This window comes from Ruegeria sp. CF1 (genome assembly GCF_056537445.1).
In genome coordinates, this window is record NZ_JBQFRN010000008.1 from 99189 (window position 1) to 118227 (window position 19039).

At 57.6% G+C, this 19039-nt stretch carries 21 protein-coding genes; 16 read left to right on the forward strand and 5 right to left on the reverse strand.

All coding sequences use genetic code 11. The annotated features are described in order from the left end of the window. Positions 1 to 32: 32 nt before the first annotated feature. Complete coding sequence (locus tag ACRZ96_RS14825) at positions 33 to 1205, forward strand: acetyl-CoA C-acyltransferase (RefSeq protein ID WP_170508881.1); 1173 nt, start codon at positions 33 to 35, stop codon at positions 1203 to 1205. A 74-nt stretch (positions 1206 to 1279) separates the two neighbouring features. Then, positions 1280 to 1732 (forward strand): GAF domain-containing protein, encoded by a 453-nt coding sequence (locus ACRZ96_RS14830; RefSeq protein ID WP_480567892.1) that lies wholly within the window; start codon positions 1280 to 1282, stop codon positions 1730 to 1732. 11 nt (positions 1733 to 1743) lie between these two features. On the opposite strand, the gene ACRZ96_RS14835 is transcribed toward ACRZ96_RS14830, so the two are convergent. Beyond that, positions 1744 to 2028, reverse strand: a complete 285-nt coding sequence (locus tag ACRZ96_RS14835) for a DUF1294 domain-containing protein (RefSeq protein WP_480705836.1) — start codon at positions 2026 to 2028, stop codon at positions 1744 to 1746. Between the two features lie 117 nt (positions 2029 to 2145). Between ACRZ96_RS14835 and ACRZ96_RS14840 the strand changes: the two genes are divergently transcribed. From ACRZ96_RS14840 to rarD, 9 genes are all read left to right on the forward strand, one after another. Beyond that, complete coding sequence (locus ACRZ96_RS14840) at positions 2146 to 2715, forward strand: XRE family transcriptional regulator (RefSeq protein WP_170425828.1); 570 nt, start codon at positions 2146 to 2148, stop codon at positions 2713 to 2715. Then, entirely contained in the window at positions 2715 to 3338 is a 624-nt protein-coding gene (locus ACRZ96_RS14845; protein WP_480454449.1) for a LysE family translocator, read from the forward strand. The genes ACRZ96_RS14840 and ACRZ96_RS14845 overlap by 1 nt, the downstream gene beginning before the upstream one ends. 4 nt (positions 3339 to 3342) lie before the next feature. Next, positions 3343 to 3723, forward strand: coding sequence for a GFA family protein (locus ACRZ96_RS14850; protein WP_170406643.1), 381 nt, complete (start codon positions 3343 to 3345; stop codon positions 3721 to 3723). 15 nt (positions 3724 to 3738) lie between these two features. After that, positions 3739 to 6189: a GcvT family protein gene (locus ACRZ96_RS14855; protein WP_170508875.1), complete on the forward strand. Its 2451-nt coding sequence runs from the start codon at positions 3739 to 3741 to the stop codon at positions 6187 to 6189. Positions 6190 to 6213: 24 nt separating this feature from the next. Beyond that, on the forward strand, positions 6214 to 7260 hold the full coding sequence (locus ACRZ96_RS14860; protein ID WP_480771698.1) for an alcohol dehydrogenase family protein: 1047 nt from the start codon (positions 6214 to 6216) through the stop codon (positions 7258 to 7260). Between the two features lie 11 nt (positions 7261 to 7271). Next, positions 7272 to 8165 carry a homocysteine S-methyltransferase family protein gene (locus ACRZ96_RS14865; protein ID WP_480705831.1) on the forward strand — a complete coding sequence of 298 codons (894 nt, stop codon included), beginning with the start codon at positions 7272 to 7274 and terminating at the stop codon, positions 8163 to 8165. Between the two features lie 9 nt (positions 8166 to 8174). Then, positions 8175 to 9155, forward strand: a complete 981-nt coding sequence (locus ACRZ96_RS14870; protein ID WP_480814788.1) for a GlxA family transcriptional regulator — start codon at positions 8175 to 8177, stop codon at positions 9153 to 9155. An 89-nt stretch (positions 9156 to 9244) separates the two neighbouring features. Then, complete coding sequence (locus ACRZ96_RS14875) at positions 9245 to 11698, forward strand: GcvT family protein (protein WP_480705828.1); 2454 nt, start codon at positions 9245 to 9247, stop codon at positions 11696 to 11698. A gap of 258 nt (positions 11699 to 11956) precedes the next feature. Beyond that, the gene (gene rarD, locus ACRZ96_RS14880; RefSeq protein WP_170406626.1) at positions 11957 to 12862 is read left to right on the forward strand and encodes an EamA family transporter RarD; all 906 of its coding nucleotides are present in this window, start codon (positions 11957 to 11959) and stop codon (positions 12860 to 12862) included. On the opposite strand, the gene ACRZ96_RS14885 is transcribed toward rarD, so the two are convergent. Further along, complete coding sequence (locus ACRZ96_RS14885) at positions 12859 to 13410, reverse strand: SGNH/GDSL hydrolase family protein (RefSeq protein ID WP_480705826.1); 552 nt, start codon at positions 13408 to 13410, stop codon at positions 12859 to 12861. The genes rarD and ACRZ96_RS14885 overlap by 4 nt on opposite strands. Before the next feature lie 155 nt (positions 13411 to 13565). Then, positions 13566 to 13976: a nuclear transport factor 2 family protein gene (locus ACRZ96_RS14890; RefSeq protein WP_480771697.1), complete on the reverse strand. Its 411-nt coding sequence runs from the start codon at positions 13974 to 13976 to the stop codon at positions 13566 to 13568. A gap of 97 nt (positions 13977 to 14073) precedes the next feature. Between ACRZ96_RS14890 and ACRZ96_RS14895 the strand changes: the two genes are divergently transcribed. Then, on the forward strand, positions 14074 to 14721 hold the full coding sequence (locus ACRZ96_RS14895) for an RluA family pseudouridine synthase (protein WP_480771696.1): 648 nt from the start codon (positions 14074 to 14076) through the stop codon (positions 14719 to 14721). 2 nt (positions 14722 to 14723) lie between these two features. Here the strand turns inward: ACRZ96_RS14895 and ACRZ96_RS14900 are convergent, their stop codons facing one another. Further along, on the reverse strand, positions 14724 to 14915 hold the full coding sequence (locus tag ACRZ96_RS14900) for a hypothetical protein (protein WP_480705821.1): 192 nt from the start codon (positions 14913 to 14915) through the stop codon (positions 14724 to 14726). A 104-nt stretch (positions 14916 to 15019) separates the two neighbouring features. Here ACRZ96_RS14900 and ACRZ96_RS14905 point away from each other — a divergent pair, with 104 nt between their 5' ends. The 4 genes from ACRZ96_RS14905 to ACRZ96_RS14920 all read left to right on the forward strand — a co-directional run bounded on the left by ACRZ96_RS14905 (position 15020) and on the right by ACRZ96_RS14920 (position 17999). Continuing rightward, positions 15020 to 15712: a helix-turn-helix transcriptional regulator gene (locus tag ACRZ96_RS14905; protein WP_480562316.1), complete on the forward strand. Its 693-nt coding sequence runs from the start codon at positions 15020 to 15022 to the stop codon at positions 15710 to 15712. Positions 15713 to 15830: 118 nt separating this feature from the next. Beyond that, positions 15831 to 16502 carry a YiaD family glycine zipper/OmpA-like lipoprotein gene (locus ACRZ96_RS14910; protein WP_480562317.1) on the forward strand — a complete coding sequence of 224 codons (672 nt, stop codon included), beginning with the start codon at positions 15831 to 15833 and terminating at the stop codon, positions 16500 to 16502. Between the two features lie 96 nt (positions 16503 to 16598). Beyond that, on the forward strand, positions 16599 to 17141 hold the full coding sequence (locus ACRZ96_RS14915) for an NADPH-dependent FMN reductase (protein ID WP_480814789.1): 543 nt from the start codon (positions 16599 to 16601) through the stop codon (positions 17139 to 17141). Positions 17142 to 17186: 45 nt separating this feature from the next. Next, positions 17187 to 17999 carry an HTD2 family dehydratase gene (locus ACRZ96_RS14920; RefSeq protein ID WP_480814790.1) on the forward strand — a complete coding sequence of 271 codons (813 nt, stop codon included), beginning with the start codon at positions 17187 to 17189 and terminating at the stop codon, positions 17997 to 17999. On the opposite strand, the gene ACRZ96_RS14925 is transcribed toward ACRZ96_RS14920, so the two are convergent. Further along, positions 17991 to 19025 (reverse strand): NAD(P)/FAD-dependent oxidoreductase, encoded by a 1035-nt coding sequence (locus ACRZ96_RS14925; protein ID WP_480814791.1) that lies wholly within the window; start codon positions 19023 to 19025, stop codon positions 17991 to 17993. The genes ACRZ96_RS14920 and ACRZ96_RS14925 overlap by 9 nt on opposite strands. Positions 19026 to 19039: the final 14 nt, after the last annotated feature.

The following is a 19039-nucleotide window of genomic DNA, read 5'->3' on the forward strand; positions in this document are numbered from 1 at the left end:
TCCATAGGCTGGAAAGTTCAAGGAGATTTCGGATGAACGAGGTTGTGATAGCAGGTGCCGCGCGTACACCAATGGGCGGCTTTCAGGGCATGTTTGACGGCGTCGCCGCTGCTGATCTGGGCGGTGCTGCTATCCGCGCAGCGCTGGAGGGTGCTGGCATTCGGACCGTGGATGAGGTGCTGATGGGCTGCGTCCTGCCTGCCGGCCAGGGACAGGCCCCGGCGCGTCAGGCTGGGTTTGCCGCCGGTCTGGGAGAAGATGTACCTGCCACAACGCTCAACAAAATGTGCGGTTCAGGCATGAAGGCCGCAATGATCGCGTTTGATCAGATCGCTTTGGGCCATACTCAGACCATGGTCGCTGGCGGGATGGAGAGCATGACCAACGCGCCCTATCTGCTGCCCAAGATGCGCGGTGGCGCCCGGATCGGACATGGGCAGGTCGTCGATCACATGTTTCTGGACGGGCTCGAAGACGCCTATGACAAAGGTCGGCTTATGGGCACGTTTGCCGAGGACTGTGCCGAATCCTATCAGTTCACGCGCGAGGCGCAGGACGAATACGCCCTGCGATCGCTTTCGAACGCGCTGTCCGCGCAGGAAAATAATGCGTTCGACCAGGAAATTACACAGGTCAAGATTCAGACTCGTAAAGGCGAGGTTGTGCTGGACGCGGATGAGCAACCAAAATCGGCGCGGCCCGAGAAGATACCCACATTGAAACCAGCCTTTCGCAAGGATGGAACGGTAACGGCGGCCAATTCTTCTTCGATCTCGGATGGCGCAGCCGCCCTTGTGCTTGCCTCGGCAGAGGCGGCAGAACAGCAGGGCCTGACCGTGCGCGCACGAATTCTTGGCCACGCCAGTCACGCGCAGGCACCGGGGCTGTTCACAACTGCTCCGGTTCCGGCAGCGCAGAAATTGTTGGACCGTATCGGTTGGAAAAAAGAGGATGTCGATTTGTGGGAGGTTAACGAAGCCTTCGCCGTGGTACCGATGGCCTTCATGCACGAAATGGGCTTGTCCCGTGAGATCGTGAATGTGAATGGCGGCGCATGTGCGCTTGGCCACCCGATAGGTGCCTCGGGGGCTCGGATTATGGTCACGCTGCTCAATGCGCTGGAAAAGCGAAATCTCAAGCGCGGTGTCGCTGCAATCTGCATTGGCGGCGGAGAAGGGACGGCCATCGCAATAGAACGCGTTTGACGCTTTGTCTTTTTGCAAATACTCGGGGAATTGGCGGCAGCGCCCGCAGTTCCCCGGATGCAAGGTCTACCAACATGAAAGCCGACTACGACACACTCGCCAAAACCATAGCCGCCTTGACCGACGGTGAAACCGACGAGGTTGCATTGATGGCTACGGTGGCATGCGAAGTGCATCACTCGGACGACCGATTCGACTGGACGGGATTTTACCGCGTAACTGAGCCCGAAGTGCTAAAGATCGGGCCTTATCAGGGGGGGCATGGCTGCCTAGTAATCCCTTTTGAACGCGGTGTGTGTGGTGCGGCTGCCCGTTCAGGGCAAGTGCAATTGGTTTCGGATGTAGATGCTTTCCCCGGCCATATCGCTTGTGCGTCATCCACTCGGTCCGAGTTGGTTCTACCGGTGCGGGATGCGAATGGTAACGTGATCGCTGTCTTTGATATCGACAGCGACCAGCCCGACGCGTTTACCAAAGATGATGCGACCGCACTTGGTGCTATTCTAACGGATGTATTTGCGCGTTAGAGGGTTCCGACCTATCGCAAAAATGCGCCAAGATCTCGGGACATAATCAGATAGCAAAGCCCGGCCTGAAACGTTGTGATCGTGTATAGCCAAGCCGAGAAACCGCGCTTGCGGGTCTTGTGCCCGAAGATCCAGCGACCCAGTAGCGCGGCCAAGCTGCCACCTAGTGCCGCCAACCATAACAAGCGCCGCTCGGGGATGCGTCGCCTTCTACGGCGCGCGCGCAGCTTATCCCAGCCAAACGCTATCAAAGTCAGGGCATTAATGGCCCAAAGATAGATTACGGCAATCCACATGGACCGTGCATAGCCAACTAAATTTGCAGACCCAAGTGAAAAAATGCTTGGAAATTTCACCGATTCGAGGCACCGTGAAAAAGTAACAGAAAATTTCACGCAGACTCGGAGCGCAACTTGAATTCGCAAGCCCCTCATAGCGCATCCCTCGGTGCCGATCTGCGCGCACTGCGCAAGGCGCGCGGGCTGACTCTGACCGAGATCGCCAACCGATTGGATCGGTCCGTTGGCTGGCTCAGCCAGGTCGAGCGTGACATGTCCGAGCCGTCGATTTCGGATCTACGCCAGATTGCCGAATGTCTGGGTGTGCCGATGTCGATGCTGTTTGCCCATTCCGCTGCGCCGGTGGATGAGCAAGGGTATATTGTGCGGGCAGGGTCCCGTCGCCCGATGGGCTCTGGCGAAGAAGGGTTGATCGAAGAACTGCTTTCGCCTGACCTGACCGATGATTTCGAGATGGTGCATTCGACCTTTGAGCCGCATTCGCAGATGCAGACCCCGGCAAACCGGCCGACGCAGGAAGTCGGCTATATGGTTTCAGGCCGTCTGGAACTGACGATCGGCTCGCGCAGCTTTCAGGTCGGCCCCGGCGATAGCTTCCGGATCAAGCACGAGCCCTACACTTGGTCCAACCCCTTTGATGAGCCCGCTGTGGCCATCTGGGTTATCGCCCCACCGGTGTACTGATGAGTTTCGAGGCCTGGACCATATTCGCCCTGTTCTGGGTGGTGTTCGTTACCACCCCGGGGCCTAATGCGGTCAATTGCATCTCAAATGGGATGAGCCTGCCGTTCTCCAAGGCTATGTTGGGTGTCTTGGCTATTTTGACTCAGGCGTGTGTGTTCCTGATCCTCTCGGCTGTGGGAATCACAGCGTTGATTGCCGCGTCGCCAACAGGTTTCTTTGTCGCCAAGCTGATCGGGGCCGGGTTTCTGATCTGGATGGGCATTCGCGGTTGGATGAACGCAGCGAAACCCGCTCCGGCGTCAGAGCGTCCGGCGCGACATGTTTACTTTCACGCGTTGGCTGTTGCCACGATCAACCCCAAAAGCGTCGCCGGATACCTTGCGGCGTTTTCGCAATTTGTGCAGCCGAATGTACCCATCTGGCAGCAGATGGCGGTGATCATGCCGACGGCACTGGTCATCACGACGCTCAGCTATACCGGGTTCACTTCGCTGGGGGCGCTGATGGGCAAGGCTGCGTTGGGGGCGGTGTTTAATATCTGGGTACGCCGCGTGATGGCGACCTGTTTCATCATTTATGGCGTTTTGCTGGGTGCCAGTTCGACGCCGACAGCGAGGGGGTAAGGATATGCATACCGGTTCCTGCCTGTGCGGCGCGGTCGCTTTTGTTGTTGACGGAGACCTCACGCCACCAAATGCCTGCCATTGCGGGCAGTGTCGCAAACAGTCGGGTCACCTGTGGGCCTCGACCGTTACGCAACAGGACAATCTCAGCTTTACCACCAGCGAAACGCTGGGCTGGTATCGCGCCTCTGACATTGCCAAGCGCGGATTTTGCCGCGCTTGTGGCTCGTTCCTCTTCTGGCAGCACAATGACGAGGACACGATCGCAATTTCCGTGGGCTCACTGGATGAGCCGACCGGGTTGAAACTCGCCCAGCACATCTTCGTTGCGGACAAGGGCGATTACTATGACATCAAAGACGACCTGCCCCAGCGGGCACACTAATAGGGAACCAAACACATGAGTGATTTTCCAACCAAGGCCCGTGTGGTCATCATCGGCGGCGGCGTTGTGGGCTGTTCATCGCTGTATCATCTGGCCAAGAAGGGCTGGACGGATTGTGTTCTGCTGGAAAAGAACGAACTGACCGCAGGCTCGACATGGCACGCGGCGGGTAACGTTCCGACGTTTTCGACCTCGTGGGCGATCATGAACATGCAGCGCTATTCGACCGAACTGTATTCGCGCCTCGCGGACGAGGTCGACTATCCGATGAACTACCACGTTTCCGGGTCAATTCGTCTGGCGCACAGCAAGGAGCGGATGCAGGAATTCGAACGGGCCATGTCTATGGGCCGCTATCAAGGCATCCCGATGGAGATGTGGACTCCGGAAGAGGCCAAGGAACGCTATCCTTTCCTGGAGACCCATGATCTTGAAGGCGTTCTGTATGACCCGACCGATGGTGACATTGACCCGGCGCAGCTGACTCAGGCTCTGGCCAAGGGAGCGCGGGATATGGGGCAAAAGATTATCCGATTCTGCCCGGCAACCGGTGTGACACAGCAGGACGACGGCACATGGACCGTGCATACCGAAAAGGGTGATATTGCCTGCGATTATGTGGTGAACGCCGCCGGTTACTATGCGCAGCGCGTAGGGGAATGGTTCAAACCCTTTGGCGGCCGAACCGTCCCGGCAATGGTCATGAGCCATCAGTATCTGTTGACCGACGAAGTTCCTGAAATCGAAGCGTGGTCGAAAGAAAACGGTGGCAAGAAGCTACCGCTGCTGCGCGATGTCGATATCTCGTACTATCTGCGGCAAGAGAAGAATGGCTTCAACCTTGGCCCTTATGAGCCCAATTGCAAGGGCCACTGGATGACCAAGGATGACCCGATGCCCGAGGATTTCAGCTTCCAACTGTGGAATGATGATCTGGACCGGATCGAGGATATCGTCACCGATGCAATGGAACGGGTTCCGCTGATGGCAACCTCGGGCGTTGGTCGCGTCATCAATGGCCCGATCCCCTATGCGCCAGATGGTCTGCCGTTGATTGGCCCGATGCCGGGTGTGACAAACGCGTTCGAGGCTCATACCTTCACTTTCGGTATCGCCCAAGGTGGTGGTGCAGGCAAAGTTCTGGCCGAATGGATCGTCGATGGTCACACCGAATGGGATATGTGGGCGGTCGATCCGCGTCGTTACACCGACTACACCGATCAGGATTATTGCAATCAGAAAGGGATGGAGGTCTACGGCAACGAATACGCCATGCATTTCCCACATCACGAATGGCCTGCCGCACGCGACAAGAAGGTCTCGCCTGTGCACGCCAAGGTCAAGGAATTGGGCGGTGTCATGGGCGCGTACAACGGCTGGGAACGCGCAAACTGGTTTGCGCAAACCGGCGATGACACGTCACTGGAAGCCACCCATACCTGGGGACGTTCGGGCCCTTGGGAGCAACGGGTCAAAGAAGAATGCGAAGCCGTGCGCGATCACTGCGGGGTGCTGGATCTGCCGGGCTTCTCGCGGTTCTGGATACAAGGCGAGGGGGCGGATGACTGGCTGCGTGGCTTCTGTACCGGAGGTATCCCTAAAGCAGGGCGCATGAATCTGATCTATGTCTCGGATGAAAGAGGGCGCATTCTGACCGAGCTGTCCTGTATCCGTCTGGCTGAGAACAATTTCGTCCTAATCACTGCTGCCACGGCACAGTGGCACGATGGTGATTTGATCCGCAATTCGGTGCCCGAAGGTGTGACCGTTCGGGAAACCACAACCGAGCGCGACACACTGATCGTGACAGGACCGATGACGCGGAACGTATTGTCCGGCATCACCGATGCAGATTTGCAGCAAGGGTGGCTGACCCACCAATTCGCCAAAGTGGCCGGGCAGGATGCCTTCTTGATCCGCGTATCTTTCGCGGGTGAGTTGGGTTGGGAAATCCATGCTGAAAATGATGCGATGCCCGCCATCTACGAAGCTGTGCTGGCCGCTGGAGCGAAACCCTTTGGCATGTATGCGTTGAATTCGCTGCGGATCGAGAAAGGCTATCGCGCGTGGAAAGGCGACCTAAGCACGGATTACTCTCTGCTGGAAGGTGGTTTGGGGCGCTTTGTCAAGCTCGATAAACCGCAGGATTTTGTTGGCAAAGCAGCCATTCAGAACGAAAAACAGCAAGGCGTTAAAAAGTCCTTTGTCACTCTGATCGTGGACGCAGGTGAGGTCGATGCGCCTTACATGTCCTGCATCTGGAGCGGTGATGAGATCGTGGGTGAAACCACATCGGGTGCGTGGGGGTATCGCATTGGTGCCTCGGTCGCGCTGGGCATGGTGCGCGCAGATCTGGCTGTCCCGGGAACTGAGCTAGAGGTTGAAATCTACGGACAGAAATGTCGTGCTGTTGTTCAGGAGGATCAGCCGCTCTGGGATCCTGCAAATGAACGGTTGAGGGCCTGACCCCTACGACAGAAAGGCGCTGATATGACCCGGCAGATGGAAGGCGTATATCTGACTGGCCATGGAGGTCCTGAGGTGTTGGAATGGCGGGAAGGCGTCCCCGTTCCGACCCCCGGTCCAGGGCAGGTTCTGGTGTGCGTCGCCGCTGCCGGGGTGAACAACACCGACATCAACACGCGGATCGGCTGGTACTCGTCGGATGTTACAGAATCGACGGATGCGGTAGATCAGCAGGTTGAGGCCGGCGGGTGGGGAGGTGCGCTGCACTTTCCCCGCATCCAAGGCGGTGATCTGTGTGGGATTGTTGAAGAGGTTGGACCGGGGGCAGCGTTCAAGCCCGGCCAACGCGTGACCTGTCCTATCAACTTGCCACGCCCGGGGCCGGGTAGACCGCATGGTTTTATCGCGCTTGGTTCAGAAATCGACGGAGCGTTTGCCCAATACTGTCTGGTCGACGCGGGTGATCTCTATGATGTGACCGCCTCGCCCCTATCAGACGTGGAAATCGCCGCTATTCCCTGCGCGTTTGGGACCGCAGAAAACCTGCTGACTCGCGCTGGTGTATCGGCAGGCCACACAGTGCTGATTACAGGGGCTTCAGGCGGTGTGGGCCTCGCCGCGATCCAGCTCGCGGCCCTACGAGGAGCGACGGTCTGGGGGGTGACAAGTGCTGCCAAGGCGGATGTGGTCAAAGCGCAGGGGGCGTCGGCAACCTTTGACCGGGATGCGCAGCTGCCGAAGGATATGTTCGATGTCGTCATCGATGTGGTGGGCGGCTCGGCTTGGCCCGATCTCATACTGGCGCTGAAACCCGGCGGGCACTATGCGGTGTCAGGTGCAATCGCTGGCCCCATCGTCAGCGCCGATTTGCGAGACATCTATCTGCGCGACATCACAATCCATGGCTGCACCCATCAGCCTCCCGAAGTCTTTGGCCGACTTGTTGTGCTGATGAATGCAGGTCGGATCAGGCCTTTGGTCTCAAAAACCTACCCGTTGCGTGACATTGTTCAGGCGCAAGAGGATTTTATGTCCAAGACCTTGCCCGGGAAACTGGTATTAATACCGTGAAAGGGGGGTAGATGGCTGACATTACGCTTTTAGATGGCTCGATCGGGCAGGAGCTGGTGAAACGCAGCGGTGACCAGCCCACGCCTTTGTGGTCAACGCGGGTGATGATCGACAAACCTGACTTGCTGACCGAAGTTCACGCGGCCTATTTCCGCAGTGGCGCGACGATTGCCACCACGAATACCTATGCCATTCACCGCTCGCGGCTGGTGCGTGAGGGGATCGAAGACCAGATGCCACTTCTGATCGAGGCTGCTCTTTCGCGGGCCGAGCAGGCTTGCGCGGGAACTGACGGTCGTATCGCTGGTGCGCTTGGTCCGCTTTTGGCCAGCTACCGGCCCGATCTGAACCCCGACCCAGACGATGCTGCTGAAAAATTTGCCGAGCTGGCTCAACTGATGGCAGACCGGGTTGATCTATTCCTGATCGAAACCGTGTCCTCGGTTCTGGAAGCCGAAGGTGCGCTTCGCGGTACCGAGAATTGCGGCAAACCCGTCTGGCTGGCATTGTCGGTTATGGATGATGACGGCACGCGATTGCGGTCAGGCGAAGCGCTGGAGGACATCGCCCCGCTTGTTGTGCGTTACGCCCCCGAGGCCGTTTTGATCAACTGCGCGCGCCCGGAAGCGATTCCGGCTGCACTGGAGATCATCGCAAAGCTGGGTCGCCCGTTCGGCGCTTATGCCAATGGCTTTACTGGTATCAAAGACGGTTTTTTGAAGGATGCCCCGACGGTTGACTCTCTGGAAAGCCGTCATGACCTAGACCCTGACGCCTATGCGCAGCATGCCATGGGCTGGGTGGCGCAGGGCGCGACGATTGTTGGCGGTTGCTGCGAAGTTGGGCCAGATCATATCGAAACCCTTGCCGACAGTTTACGTGCGGCCGGGCACACAATTGTTTGAGTGTGCCTCATGTCGATCCGCAACAAACCTGAACGGCGAAAAGATCGGGATCAGCAGCATTTCGATATTCTGGTTGCACCCGGTTTCGTGTTGCTTGAATTGGCCTCGTTGGTCGATATGTTGCGCCTGGCCAACCGGGTTTGCGCGCATCCTCCGTTCACATTCACATACCGGTCCCGAAAGGGGGGGCCTGTTGAAAGCAGCAGTTGCGCGACGGTGTCGACCGAAACCATACCTGCGCAGCCCGATGCGGATTATCTGTTTGTGATCGGAAACTCGGATCCGGATCAGCCAGAGCTTTCTTTAGGTCGCGTCGTGCCCGACTATACGTACCGGGGAGCCCAGGTCTTTTTGCTGGCCGAAGCGGCAAGCAGGTACATCGACGAAAACGGCGCTGATCATATGGCAACCCATTGGGAAAACGCTTCTTTCTTGCGCGAACGTGGCGCGCGGTTTGAGGCCAAGCTTTCAATTGCGACCGAACAGGGTTCGGTGGTCACCTGCGCGGGAATGGAGGCAACGACGGATGTGGCACTGGCGGTGATTGGGCGGCACATTTCGGGTGCCGCCAAGATGACAGTTGCGGATATCATGCTGCACGAGAACATTCGCGATTTCTCATCCATGCAGCCGTTTTCTGGCGCTAGGAATACAGCCACGGGTGATGCAAAGCTGGATCAGTGTATCAAGCTGATGCAGGCAAATATTGAAGAACCGCTACCGATCAATCAGATCGTTGACATGTTACACGTGTCGAACAGATCGCTTGAGCGCAAGTTCAAGGCAACTTTCGCAACCACTCCAAACGGATTCTACCGAGAAATGCGCTTGGCCAAAGCCAACAACCTGCTTTTGAACACAACGATGAGCGTGCGGGAAATCGGCTTGGTGTGCGGCTTTCCAAACGGATTCTCATCCGTTTACAAAAGCGTCTTTGGCGTCACTCCGTTTGTTCTGAGACGTCAAAAAAGACGTGCAGAATATAGGTGATTTTCGCGATTGAGATGACGTTTTTGACGCTTTTTTTGTCGATCCTTCATGGCATTTTGCAAAGAACCTGAGACAGCGGAGACATCAGGATGGTTGATCTTCCCACCAAGGCCCGTGTGGTCATCATCGGCGGCGGCGTCATCGGATGCTCGGTCGCGTATCACCTTACCAAGAAAGGGTGGACCGATGTTGTGTTGCTTGAGCGCAAGCAACTGACCAGCGGCACCACATGGCATGCTGCAGGTCTGATTGCGCAGCTGCGCGCGACCGCAAACATGACCAAGCTGGCCAAGTACAGTCAGGAACTCTATGGCGCACTTGAGGAAGAAACTGGCGTTGCCACAGGGTTCAAGCGTTGCGGATCGATCACGGTGGCGCTGACTGAAGAGCGCAAGGAAGAGATCTATCGTCAGGCCGCCATGGCACGTGCTTTCGGGGTTGAGGTCGAAGAGATCGGCAATGATCGTGTGCAAGAGCTGTATCCCCATCTCAACCTCGAAGGGGTCAAGGGGGCGGTTTATTTGCCTTTGGACGGGCAGGGTGATCCAGCGAATATCGCTCTGGCTTTGGCTAAAGGTGCGCGTCAGCGCGGTGGCGTCGTCAAAGAACGTGTGAAAGTCACAGACATCGTCAAGCAGGGTCGTAAAGTCACCGGCGTGGACTGGAGTGCGGACGATGGCAGTTCCTCGGGCCATATCGAATGCGACATGGTGGTGAACTGTGCGGGCATGTGGGGCCACGAGGTTGGTAAGATGGCAGGTGTGAACGTGCCGCTTCACGCCTGCGAACATTTCTATATCGTGACCGAAGGGATCGACGGGCTGACCCAACTGCCGGTGCTGCGCGTACCGGATGAATGTGCCTACTACAAAGAGGATGCCGGCAAAATCCTGCTGGGCGCGTTTGAGCCAAATGCAAAACCCTGGGCGATGAACGGCATCCCCGACAGTTTCGAATTCGACCAGTTGCCAGAGGATTTCGATCACTTTGAACCAATACTCGAAGCGGCCTGCAATCGGATGCCGATGTTGGCCGAGGCGGGGATTCACACCTTCTTTAACGGCCCCGAGTCCTTTACGCCGGATGATGCCTATCACTTGGGACTCGCCCCCGAGATGGATAACGTTTGGGTCGCTGCAGGGTTCAATTCTATTGGTATTCAGTCGGCGGGTGGTGCCGGTATGGCACTGGCCGAGTGGATGGACTCGGGCGAGAAACCGTTCGATCTGGGCGATGTTGACATCAGTCGCATGCAGCCGTTTCAGGGCAACAAGCAGTACCTCTTTGAACGTTCGAAAGAGACGCTCGGCCTGCTTTATGCCGACCACTATCCCTATCGCCAAAAGGCCACCGCGCGCGGTGTGCGCCGGACACCGTTTCACCATCACCTGATCGAACAGGGTGCCGTGATGGGCGAATTGGCTGGGTGGGAGCGCGCCAATTGGTTTGCCAACGAAGGGCAGGAACGAGAATATCAATACAGCTGGAAACGGCAGAACTGGTTCGAGAATTCGGCTGCCGAACACCGAGCCGTGCGCGAAAATGTAGGCATGTATGACATGTCGTCCTTCGGCAAAATCCGCGTCGAAGGGCCGGATGCCGAGAAATTCATGAACTATATCGGCGGCGGCGATTATTCAGTGCCCAATGGCAAGATCGTCTACACCCAATTCCTAAACCGTAGCGGTGGGATCGAAGCAGATGTCACGGTCACACGGTTGACTGAGACCGCCTACCTGGTCGTCACCCCCGCGGCGACCCGATTGGCGGATCAGACCTGGATGATGCGTCATGCAGGCGGCTTCAATGTGGTTATCACCGATGTCACCGCTGGCGAGGGCGTTTTGGCCGTCATGGGGCCGAACGCACGTGCATTGCTTGAAAAGGTTTCGCCCGCTGATTTCTCGAACAGGACTAACCCCTTTGGCACGGCGCAACAGATTGAGATCGGTATGGGTCTCGCTCGCGCCCACAGGGTGACCTATGTGGGTGAGCTAGGGTGGGAGATCTATGTGTCGTCCGACATGGCAGGTCATGTTTTTGAGGCGTTGCACGAAGCCGGACAAGATATGGGCCTGAAACTCTGCGGCATGCACATGATGGACAGTTGCCGGATCGAGAAGGGTTTTCGCCATTTCGGTCATGACATCACCTGCGAGGATCACGTGGTCGACGCGGGATTGGGATTTGCCGTCAAAGTGGACAAAGGCAGCGATTTCATCGGTCGTGAGGCGGTGATGGCCCGCAAGGAAAGCGGGCCCAAGAACCGGCTTGTCCAGTTTAGACTGACTGATCCCGAACCACTGTTGTTCCACAACGAACCAATCGTGCGCGATGGTGAATATGTAGGTTACCTTAGCTCGGGCAATTATGGTCACACGCTGGGTGGTGCCATTGGTCTGGGCTATGTGCCCTGCGAGGGCGAAAAGCCTGCAGACGTGCTGGCCTCGACCTATGAGATCGATGTCTGTGGTGTGAAAGTCCAGGCAGAGGCGTCGTTGAAACCGATGTATGATGCGAAATCCGAGCGGGTCAAAGTCTAGAAAACATCGACAGTGGTAGGCTCTGCCCCACCGTCCGTACCGGGCGACGCTCGCGAGAGTATTTGTGGCCAGATGAATAAGGGATCACCTGCTCATCTGGCCAACAATATCCATGAGCGTGAGACAGCGCTTCGCATATAGGTTGGCTGCAGAACGCGCGACCTATCAGAAACTTTGATGCCCTGCTTCACAGTTTTGATAGTTCCCAAGCCCATCTGATTTGCCGTAGAGAAACACGGTATCAGTCGGAGACTCTCTGTGGCAGACACCCGCGTACCACCAAACAATACCGATACGCCCAAAGGGCTGGCGTTGGCTGTGATGGCCTATGTGCTTTGGGGCTTCCTGCCACTTTACATGAAAGCAATGGAGCATATCGGCCCGATCGAGGTAGTTGCGCATCGGGTGATCTGGTCGGTGCCGGTGGCCGGGCTGCTGCTGATAGCGCTCGGGCGGACCGGCGATCTGAAAACTGCACTTCGCAATCCCAAAATGTTGGGTATGGCGGCAATTACAGCGGCGCTGATCTCGGTGAACTGGGCGATTTATGTCTGGGCGATTTCATCGGGGCATGCGCTGGACGCGGCTTTGGGCTATTACATCAACCCTTTGTTCAGCATTGCGTTGGGTGCGATATTGCTGCGTGAACCTCTGAACCGAACACAGTTGGTTGCGGTCGGGTTGGCCGCTTTGGGGGTGTTGGTACTGGTGTTTCAGGCGGGAAGCTTACCCTGGGCGGCTTTGGGCTTAATGTTCAGCTGGGGGTTTTATGCGTTCTTCAAGCGCTCACTCCCAATTGGGCCCAACCAAGGGTTTTTGTTGGAAGTCCTGATTCTACTGATACCCGCCCTGGCCTACGTCACCTGGCTTGGAACAAGTGGTGCCGGGCATTTTGGAGCAGCCGTGTCAGACACTGCGCTGCTTGCAGGCGCGGGGCTGGTGACTGCAATTCCGTTGCTGCTTTATGCCAATGGGGCCAAACTGGTGCGTCTGTCGACGATGGGCATCCTGCAGTACATCGCGCCCACGATGATTTTTATCACCGCGATCACGTTGTTCGGAGAGCGTATTGATCAGGCAAGATTGATCGCGTTCCCCCTGATCTGGGCCGGGTTGATTGTATATTCGATCCCGATGATCCGGCAAATACGGTCTCAGGCCTAGCGAATGAGCTGGGCAAGCTGTTCCGCCCAGATTGCATAGGCCTTGGGGCTTGGATGATATCCGTCCGGCGCGGCGAGCGCCGGGTCATCGGGCAGGTTCAGCGCCAGATGTGAAACTTGCGGATATGCTGCAGCCACCGTCTGCAAGCCGTGATCCAGCCTTGCAGCCTGTTGCCCCAAAAACCAGGCGAGCGGCTGAGGCAGAGCGGGAAAACGCGCCATCTGAGGAACCGCAGACACGATCACCCGCCTGGCTTTCATCGGCCCGGTCAGAAGGTCCAATAGGCGTGCTTGGTGGTCCTCAAAGCTCTGTCTACTTCTCGCTCGAGTCACGTCGTTCACACCCAGCGCCGTTATGGCTACATCAAACTGTTCGGAAAGCCCTTGCAGCTGCTCAATTGTGTTTTGAGTGGTATGCCCGGTGGCCGCCTCAAGCCGCCATTCCACGGTATAACGCTTTGCCAATTGGCCGACCAGTTGCCCGGATAGCGCCTGGCCTTGTGTGCCCGCCCCAACGCCAGCGGCCGAGCTGTCCCCGGTGATCAACAAGCGCAGTCTGGGCCCGTGCCCTGCACACCCTTGGCGGGGACCAGTCGGTTCTGGCAGAAATTGCGCATTGCGCCTTACCGCGAACCCCTGAATTGCCAGAATAGGCAAAAGCGGAATTCTGAGAATCTGATCGGCGGCAACAGGCAAAGGAACCGTTAGCTCAGCGCATCTTTGAACTTTAGAAAGCGCGCATCTTTCATGACTCGTGCCATCATGGCTTCGCGCAAGGCTCCGACGGTCTTGTAAGGACGCATGACGACCTCAAATTCCTGAATAAGTCCGTCTGCGTTCAGCGTGATCAAGTCTACACCCACGGCGTCCAAGGCACCGACTTTGCATTGAAACTCCAATGCCCAATCGTTGCCGTCGCCCATGATCCGGCGATAGCGAAATTCGGAAAACACCTGACCCACATGACCCAGAACCGCTGCAACAGGTTCACGCCCGGTCCAGGTGCTGTAGTAAGTGGGTGGTGAAAACCGCACATGTTCGGCCAGCAACTCTTGGATCAGGCCTTCATCGCCTTTGGCCACCGCTTCCTGCATTCGTTTGATCGTCGGGTGCATACCGTCTTCCCTCTTGTTGACCAAAGAGTTGCTGAACCTTTTCACTCACGCAAGGACGACGTTGCGGGAGGGGGCCGCCTGAGATAGGCAAGCGCGCATGAGCGAAACCTATGATCCCCCAAACTCCCCTCTGGATGTGCTGTTTGAAGACACGCAATTGATCGTGGTGAACAAGCCGGCGGGTTTGTTGTCCGTGCCGGGGCGGGGCGCGCATCTTGCTGATTGCCTGCTGACCCGCGTACAAGTTGCGTTTCCACAAGCGCTGCTGGTGCATCGGTTGGATCGGGATACATCCGGTGTAATGGTGTTTGCACAGACGCCGCATGCCCAGCGGCATCTGGGGCTACAGTTCGAAAATCGCCAGACCCGCAAAGCTTATGTCGCGCGCGTATGGGGGCGGGTAGAACCAAAAACGGGAACGGTTGATCTGCCGCTGATCGTCGATTGGCCCAATCGCCCCCGTCAGATGGTCTGTCACGACACCGGCAAGCCTGCTGTTACGGATTGGCGCGTGGTTAAATACGAGGGCGAGACAACGCGTGTTCGCCTGTCTCCCAAGACCGGACGATCGCACCAGTTGCGGGTTCATATGCAGGCGCTGGGGCATCCTATCTTGGGTGATCCGTTTTATGCCGATGGCGTGGCGCGCGACTTCCCGCGGTTGATGCTTCATTCGGAAGAACTGCGCCTCAAAAATCCCGAAGGCGGGGTGTCGATGAAATTTCGCGCGCCAGCCGAGTTCTGATTCTAAGCGTTACTGGTCCAAAGCATCTTCAGGTTTCCGAGCGAAAACCGCCTGGTGCGTTTGACCGGGCGTATAACTTGGCTTTCCCGTGCGGCAGCAATTTCACGTTCGATTTCGAATCCGCGCAAAACGTGATCTTGGGACCAGCGATCCAGTTTCAAGGTCATCATGACGTGATTGTCGAGGTAGGGCATGGTCACTCTCCTGAATTGCAATTGCCCAATCTTCGCCCAACACTCCTGACACCGCCTTGTCAGGGGGGTGTGCTAAGTTGTCAGCAGATCTTTAGGAGACCCGGATGCGCCGATCGACACGTCTATTCGAAATCATTCAGATCTTGCGTGCTGCTGAAGCGCCCGTGACGGCCGATGCGTTGGCCGCCAAGCTCGAGGTTTCGGTGCGCACCGTCTACCGCGATATTGCCGCGTTGCAGGCCCAGCGTACGCCAATCGAAGGCGAAGCGGGTGTTGGCTATCTGATGCGGCGCGGGTATGATCTGCCTCCGCTCAATTTCGACGCCGAAGAGGTTGAGGCCCTGTGGGTGGGCCTGTCGATGCTGGCCCGCACGGGTGACAGCACCTTGCAACAGGCCGCTGACCGAGTTTGTCAGAAGATCGAGGCCCTGCGCGCGCCAGCCGACTGGCTACAGGTTGCGCCCTGGGGCGCACCGATGGATGATCCGGAAAAGGGTTGTGTGCCCGTCGTGAACTATCGCGAAGCGATCCGGGCCGAACGTAAAATTCGCATCACCTACGTGAATTCGGAAGATGAGCGTACCGAGCGCACGATACGGCCCGTCGCCCTGATCTATCATATTGAATGCACCATGCTGGCCGCGTGGTGCGAGCTGCGAAATGGGTTTCGCCATTTCCGCACAGATCGGATCTGGGCATGCGAACTGACCGAGGATCATTTCTGCGGGCAAGGGGAACCTCTGCGCGCGATCTGGCAGGAGCAGAACAGCTGGGATAGCTCCAAAGGGGTCGCCTGAATGGCAGGTATTCGCCGATTTCACTCAATTGTTGCTTGAGGCTCTTTGTTCTCACTGTGTTATACTAAGCGCAACGAAACAAACCCGGCGAACGGGTACGTGAGCAGAAGGTGATTCCATGACGATTTCCAAATGTGTACTGACGGTTGGACTGTGTTCAGCCCTGTTTTTAGGGGCGTGTACCGACCCGGGCACCCTCAGAGTGCAAAACGATCCCAATCAGAATGCCAAACAAGGCGCGTTGCTGGGTGGTCTGATCGGTGCTGGTGTGGGTGCGATTGCGAATGATTCCGACCCGCTGCTGGGGGCCTTGGCCGGTGGTGCCATCGGCGCTGCAGGCGGTGGCGTGATCGGCAACCAACTTGACCGGCAGGCGGCAGAGCTGCGGCAGCAACTGGCGAATGACGGCATCACGATCGTCAACGCGGGTGATCGCCTGATCGTCACGGTTCCGAATGACATCACCTTCGACACCGACAGTTCCACCGTGCGCCCGGCCTTGCGTGCCGATTTGGTGAAGGTGGGGCAGAATTTGGTTAACTACCCGAATTCGAATGTCCAGATTATCGGTCATACTGACAGTGACGGAGAGGCGTCCTACAACCTCGGACTGTCTGAACGCCGCGCCAATGCGGTGGCTGATATTCTGCAGGCCAATGGTGTCAGCTACGCCCGTATCACTACTGTCGGGCAAGGTGAAAACAACCCGATCGCATCGAACCTGACACCCGAGGGGAAAGCCCAGAACCGGCGGGTCGAGATTGTGGTAGTTCCCAGCGACAACACCTGATCACGCGTTTCGCGCACAGTGACTGCGCGTCATCGGGGCTTTGGTTCAGGCCTGTCCCGGGATAACTAAGGGGAAACACCAGAGCGGAGTTTCCCCATGTCCGAACCGATCCTTCTTGGCCTCTCTGGCTCGCTACGGCAGGATGCGACCAACCGTAAATTGCTGCGCGAAGCTGCACGCCTGTTCGAGCCCGGCACATTCATTGAGGCCGATCTGAATCTGCCGCTTTATGACGGCGACCTCGAGGTAGGCGAGGGCGTACCCGCAGCCGTGCAGGTACTAGCCGATCAGATTGCTGATGCCGACGCGGTGATCATTTCGACTCCGGAGTACAACAAAGGGCCTTCGGGTGTTCTGAAAAACGCGCTGGACTGGGTCAGCCGGACGAAAGGCAAGCCGTGGATGGATAAACCGCTCGCCGTCATGTCCGCCGCTGCGGGCCGCGCCGGGGGTGAACGGGCGCAAATGATCTTGCGGTCCTTCATGGTTCCCTTTCAGCCGCGCATTCTACAAGGTCCCGAGCTGCACTTAGCGGACAGCTCGAATGAATTTGATGCTGACGGGCGGCTGTCCAACGACCGCTATGAGCATACGCTGCATCACCTGATGCAGAAGCTGCGGACAGAGGCCGGGTATTAATCCACTTCGCTTGTCGGTCTGTACCGCAACTTCTAGGTTATGCGGATGAAGGACCAAAACCAGATAGTGACTCAGGCCGATGTCATGGACCCGGCCCGGGCAGCCGCTTTGCAAGTAGCATTGGGGCAGGAACCGACGATTGAGGCAGGATCGCCACTGCCGCCCTTCTTTCATCAACTCTATTTCTGGCCGCCGCGTTTACCGCGCGATCTTGGGCGTGACGGACATCCAAAGGTGGGTCATGGTTTGATCCCTGACATGGGATTACCAAGGCGCATGTGGGCTGGCGGGCGACTGCTGTTCCATCAGCCCCTTATGGCTGGCGTCGCGGCTGAGCGTCGTTCGGTCAAGGAAAGCGCGGTAACAAAAACTGGGCGAAGCGGACCATTGGCGTTCATCACTCTGCGTCACGAGATTTGGCAGGATGGCGCGCTGTGCGTGAGCGAATGGCAGGATCTGGTTTATCGTGAAGATCCCTCATCAAACGCACCGGCTCCAAAAGTTCCGACGGCCCGAACGGATGAGTTGGATCACCGCAGTGTTGAATTTGATACAACCCTGCTGTTCCGCTATTCGGCGCTGACGTTTAACGGACACCGGATCCACTACGATCTTGACTATGCGCGCGACGTGGAAGGCTATGCCGGGCTGGTTGTCCATGGGCCTCTGCTGGCCCAATTCCTCATGTTGTTCGCAACGGATCTGTTGGGACCCTTGGCAGAGTTCAAATTTCGCGCGTCGTCGCCGCTGATGCATTTCGAAACGGCGACCCTGTGTCGGAACGGTCAGGAGTTTTGGGTGCGTGGACCCGGAGGCCGACAATGCATGTCAGCCAAGGCAATACCGCAATCAGAGTGAAGCTTCGGGCAGAAAATCCTGCGGGATTCTATCGCGCCCTTCCAGCATCAAGTCGGCTATGACCTCGGCCACCTTCGGTGCCATACCAAAACCGATCTTGAATCCCCCATTAGCGATAAACTGCCCTTTGTGCAGGGGATGCGCGCCCAGCATCGGCGCGCGGCTTTTGCTGCGGGGGCGAACACCGGCCCAGCGTTCGATCACTTCCGCCCCGTGCAGGACCGGCACGGCACGCATGGCGCGGTCCAGTACATCGTCCAGAGCGGCATCTGTGCTGGTCGGATCGTCGTATTCGCGTTCTGATGTCGAGCCAATGGCCAACGTACCATCGGCATGAGGCACGATGTGAACAGCATCGGCAAACAACTGTGGTACGTCGCCCGCATCAAATCGCAGCAACGCCGCCTGTCCTTTCACGCCGTTACCGATTGTCTTGCCAAACGCCTTGCTGAGCTCTTGCAGACCCGCAAGTCCAGTGGCGTGTACGACTTGCCCCTTGTCGAGCGCTTCGGCGGTAACTTCTACTCCCATTACGGCAAGCGCGGCCACCAGCGCCGTGCAGGCACGCCTTGGGTGCATGCGCGCGCTTAGCGTATCGTGGACGACATATCCCGTCGGGCTGGGTGGGCACCAGGCACCAATCTGATCTATAAACCGGACGCGCCAATTAGCCTGACCCTGCCAGAGTGTTGCAGCTGTTTGTTCACGCGCTTGGGCCAGCTCCAATCCGCGTGCGTCTGGTATGGGTTGCAGACGCCCAAGACGTGCGTAGCCGGGCGACACACCACCGGTGGCCTCGACCTGTTTCCAGAACGGTTCAGCCATGATTAAACTTTCAAACTGGAACGCCTTTTTGGTGTTCCAGTTTTCGGGCACATGTGGGGCCAGCGCGCCAACAAGCCCTCCACTGGACCCCGCGCCCGGACCAAATGGGTCGACGATCTGAACCTTCGCGCCGCGCCGTGCGCAGGTCCAAGCGATGGAGAGGCCAAATATTCCTGCGCCCCGCACCGTCACATCGACCATTGCCAATCCCCTTT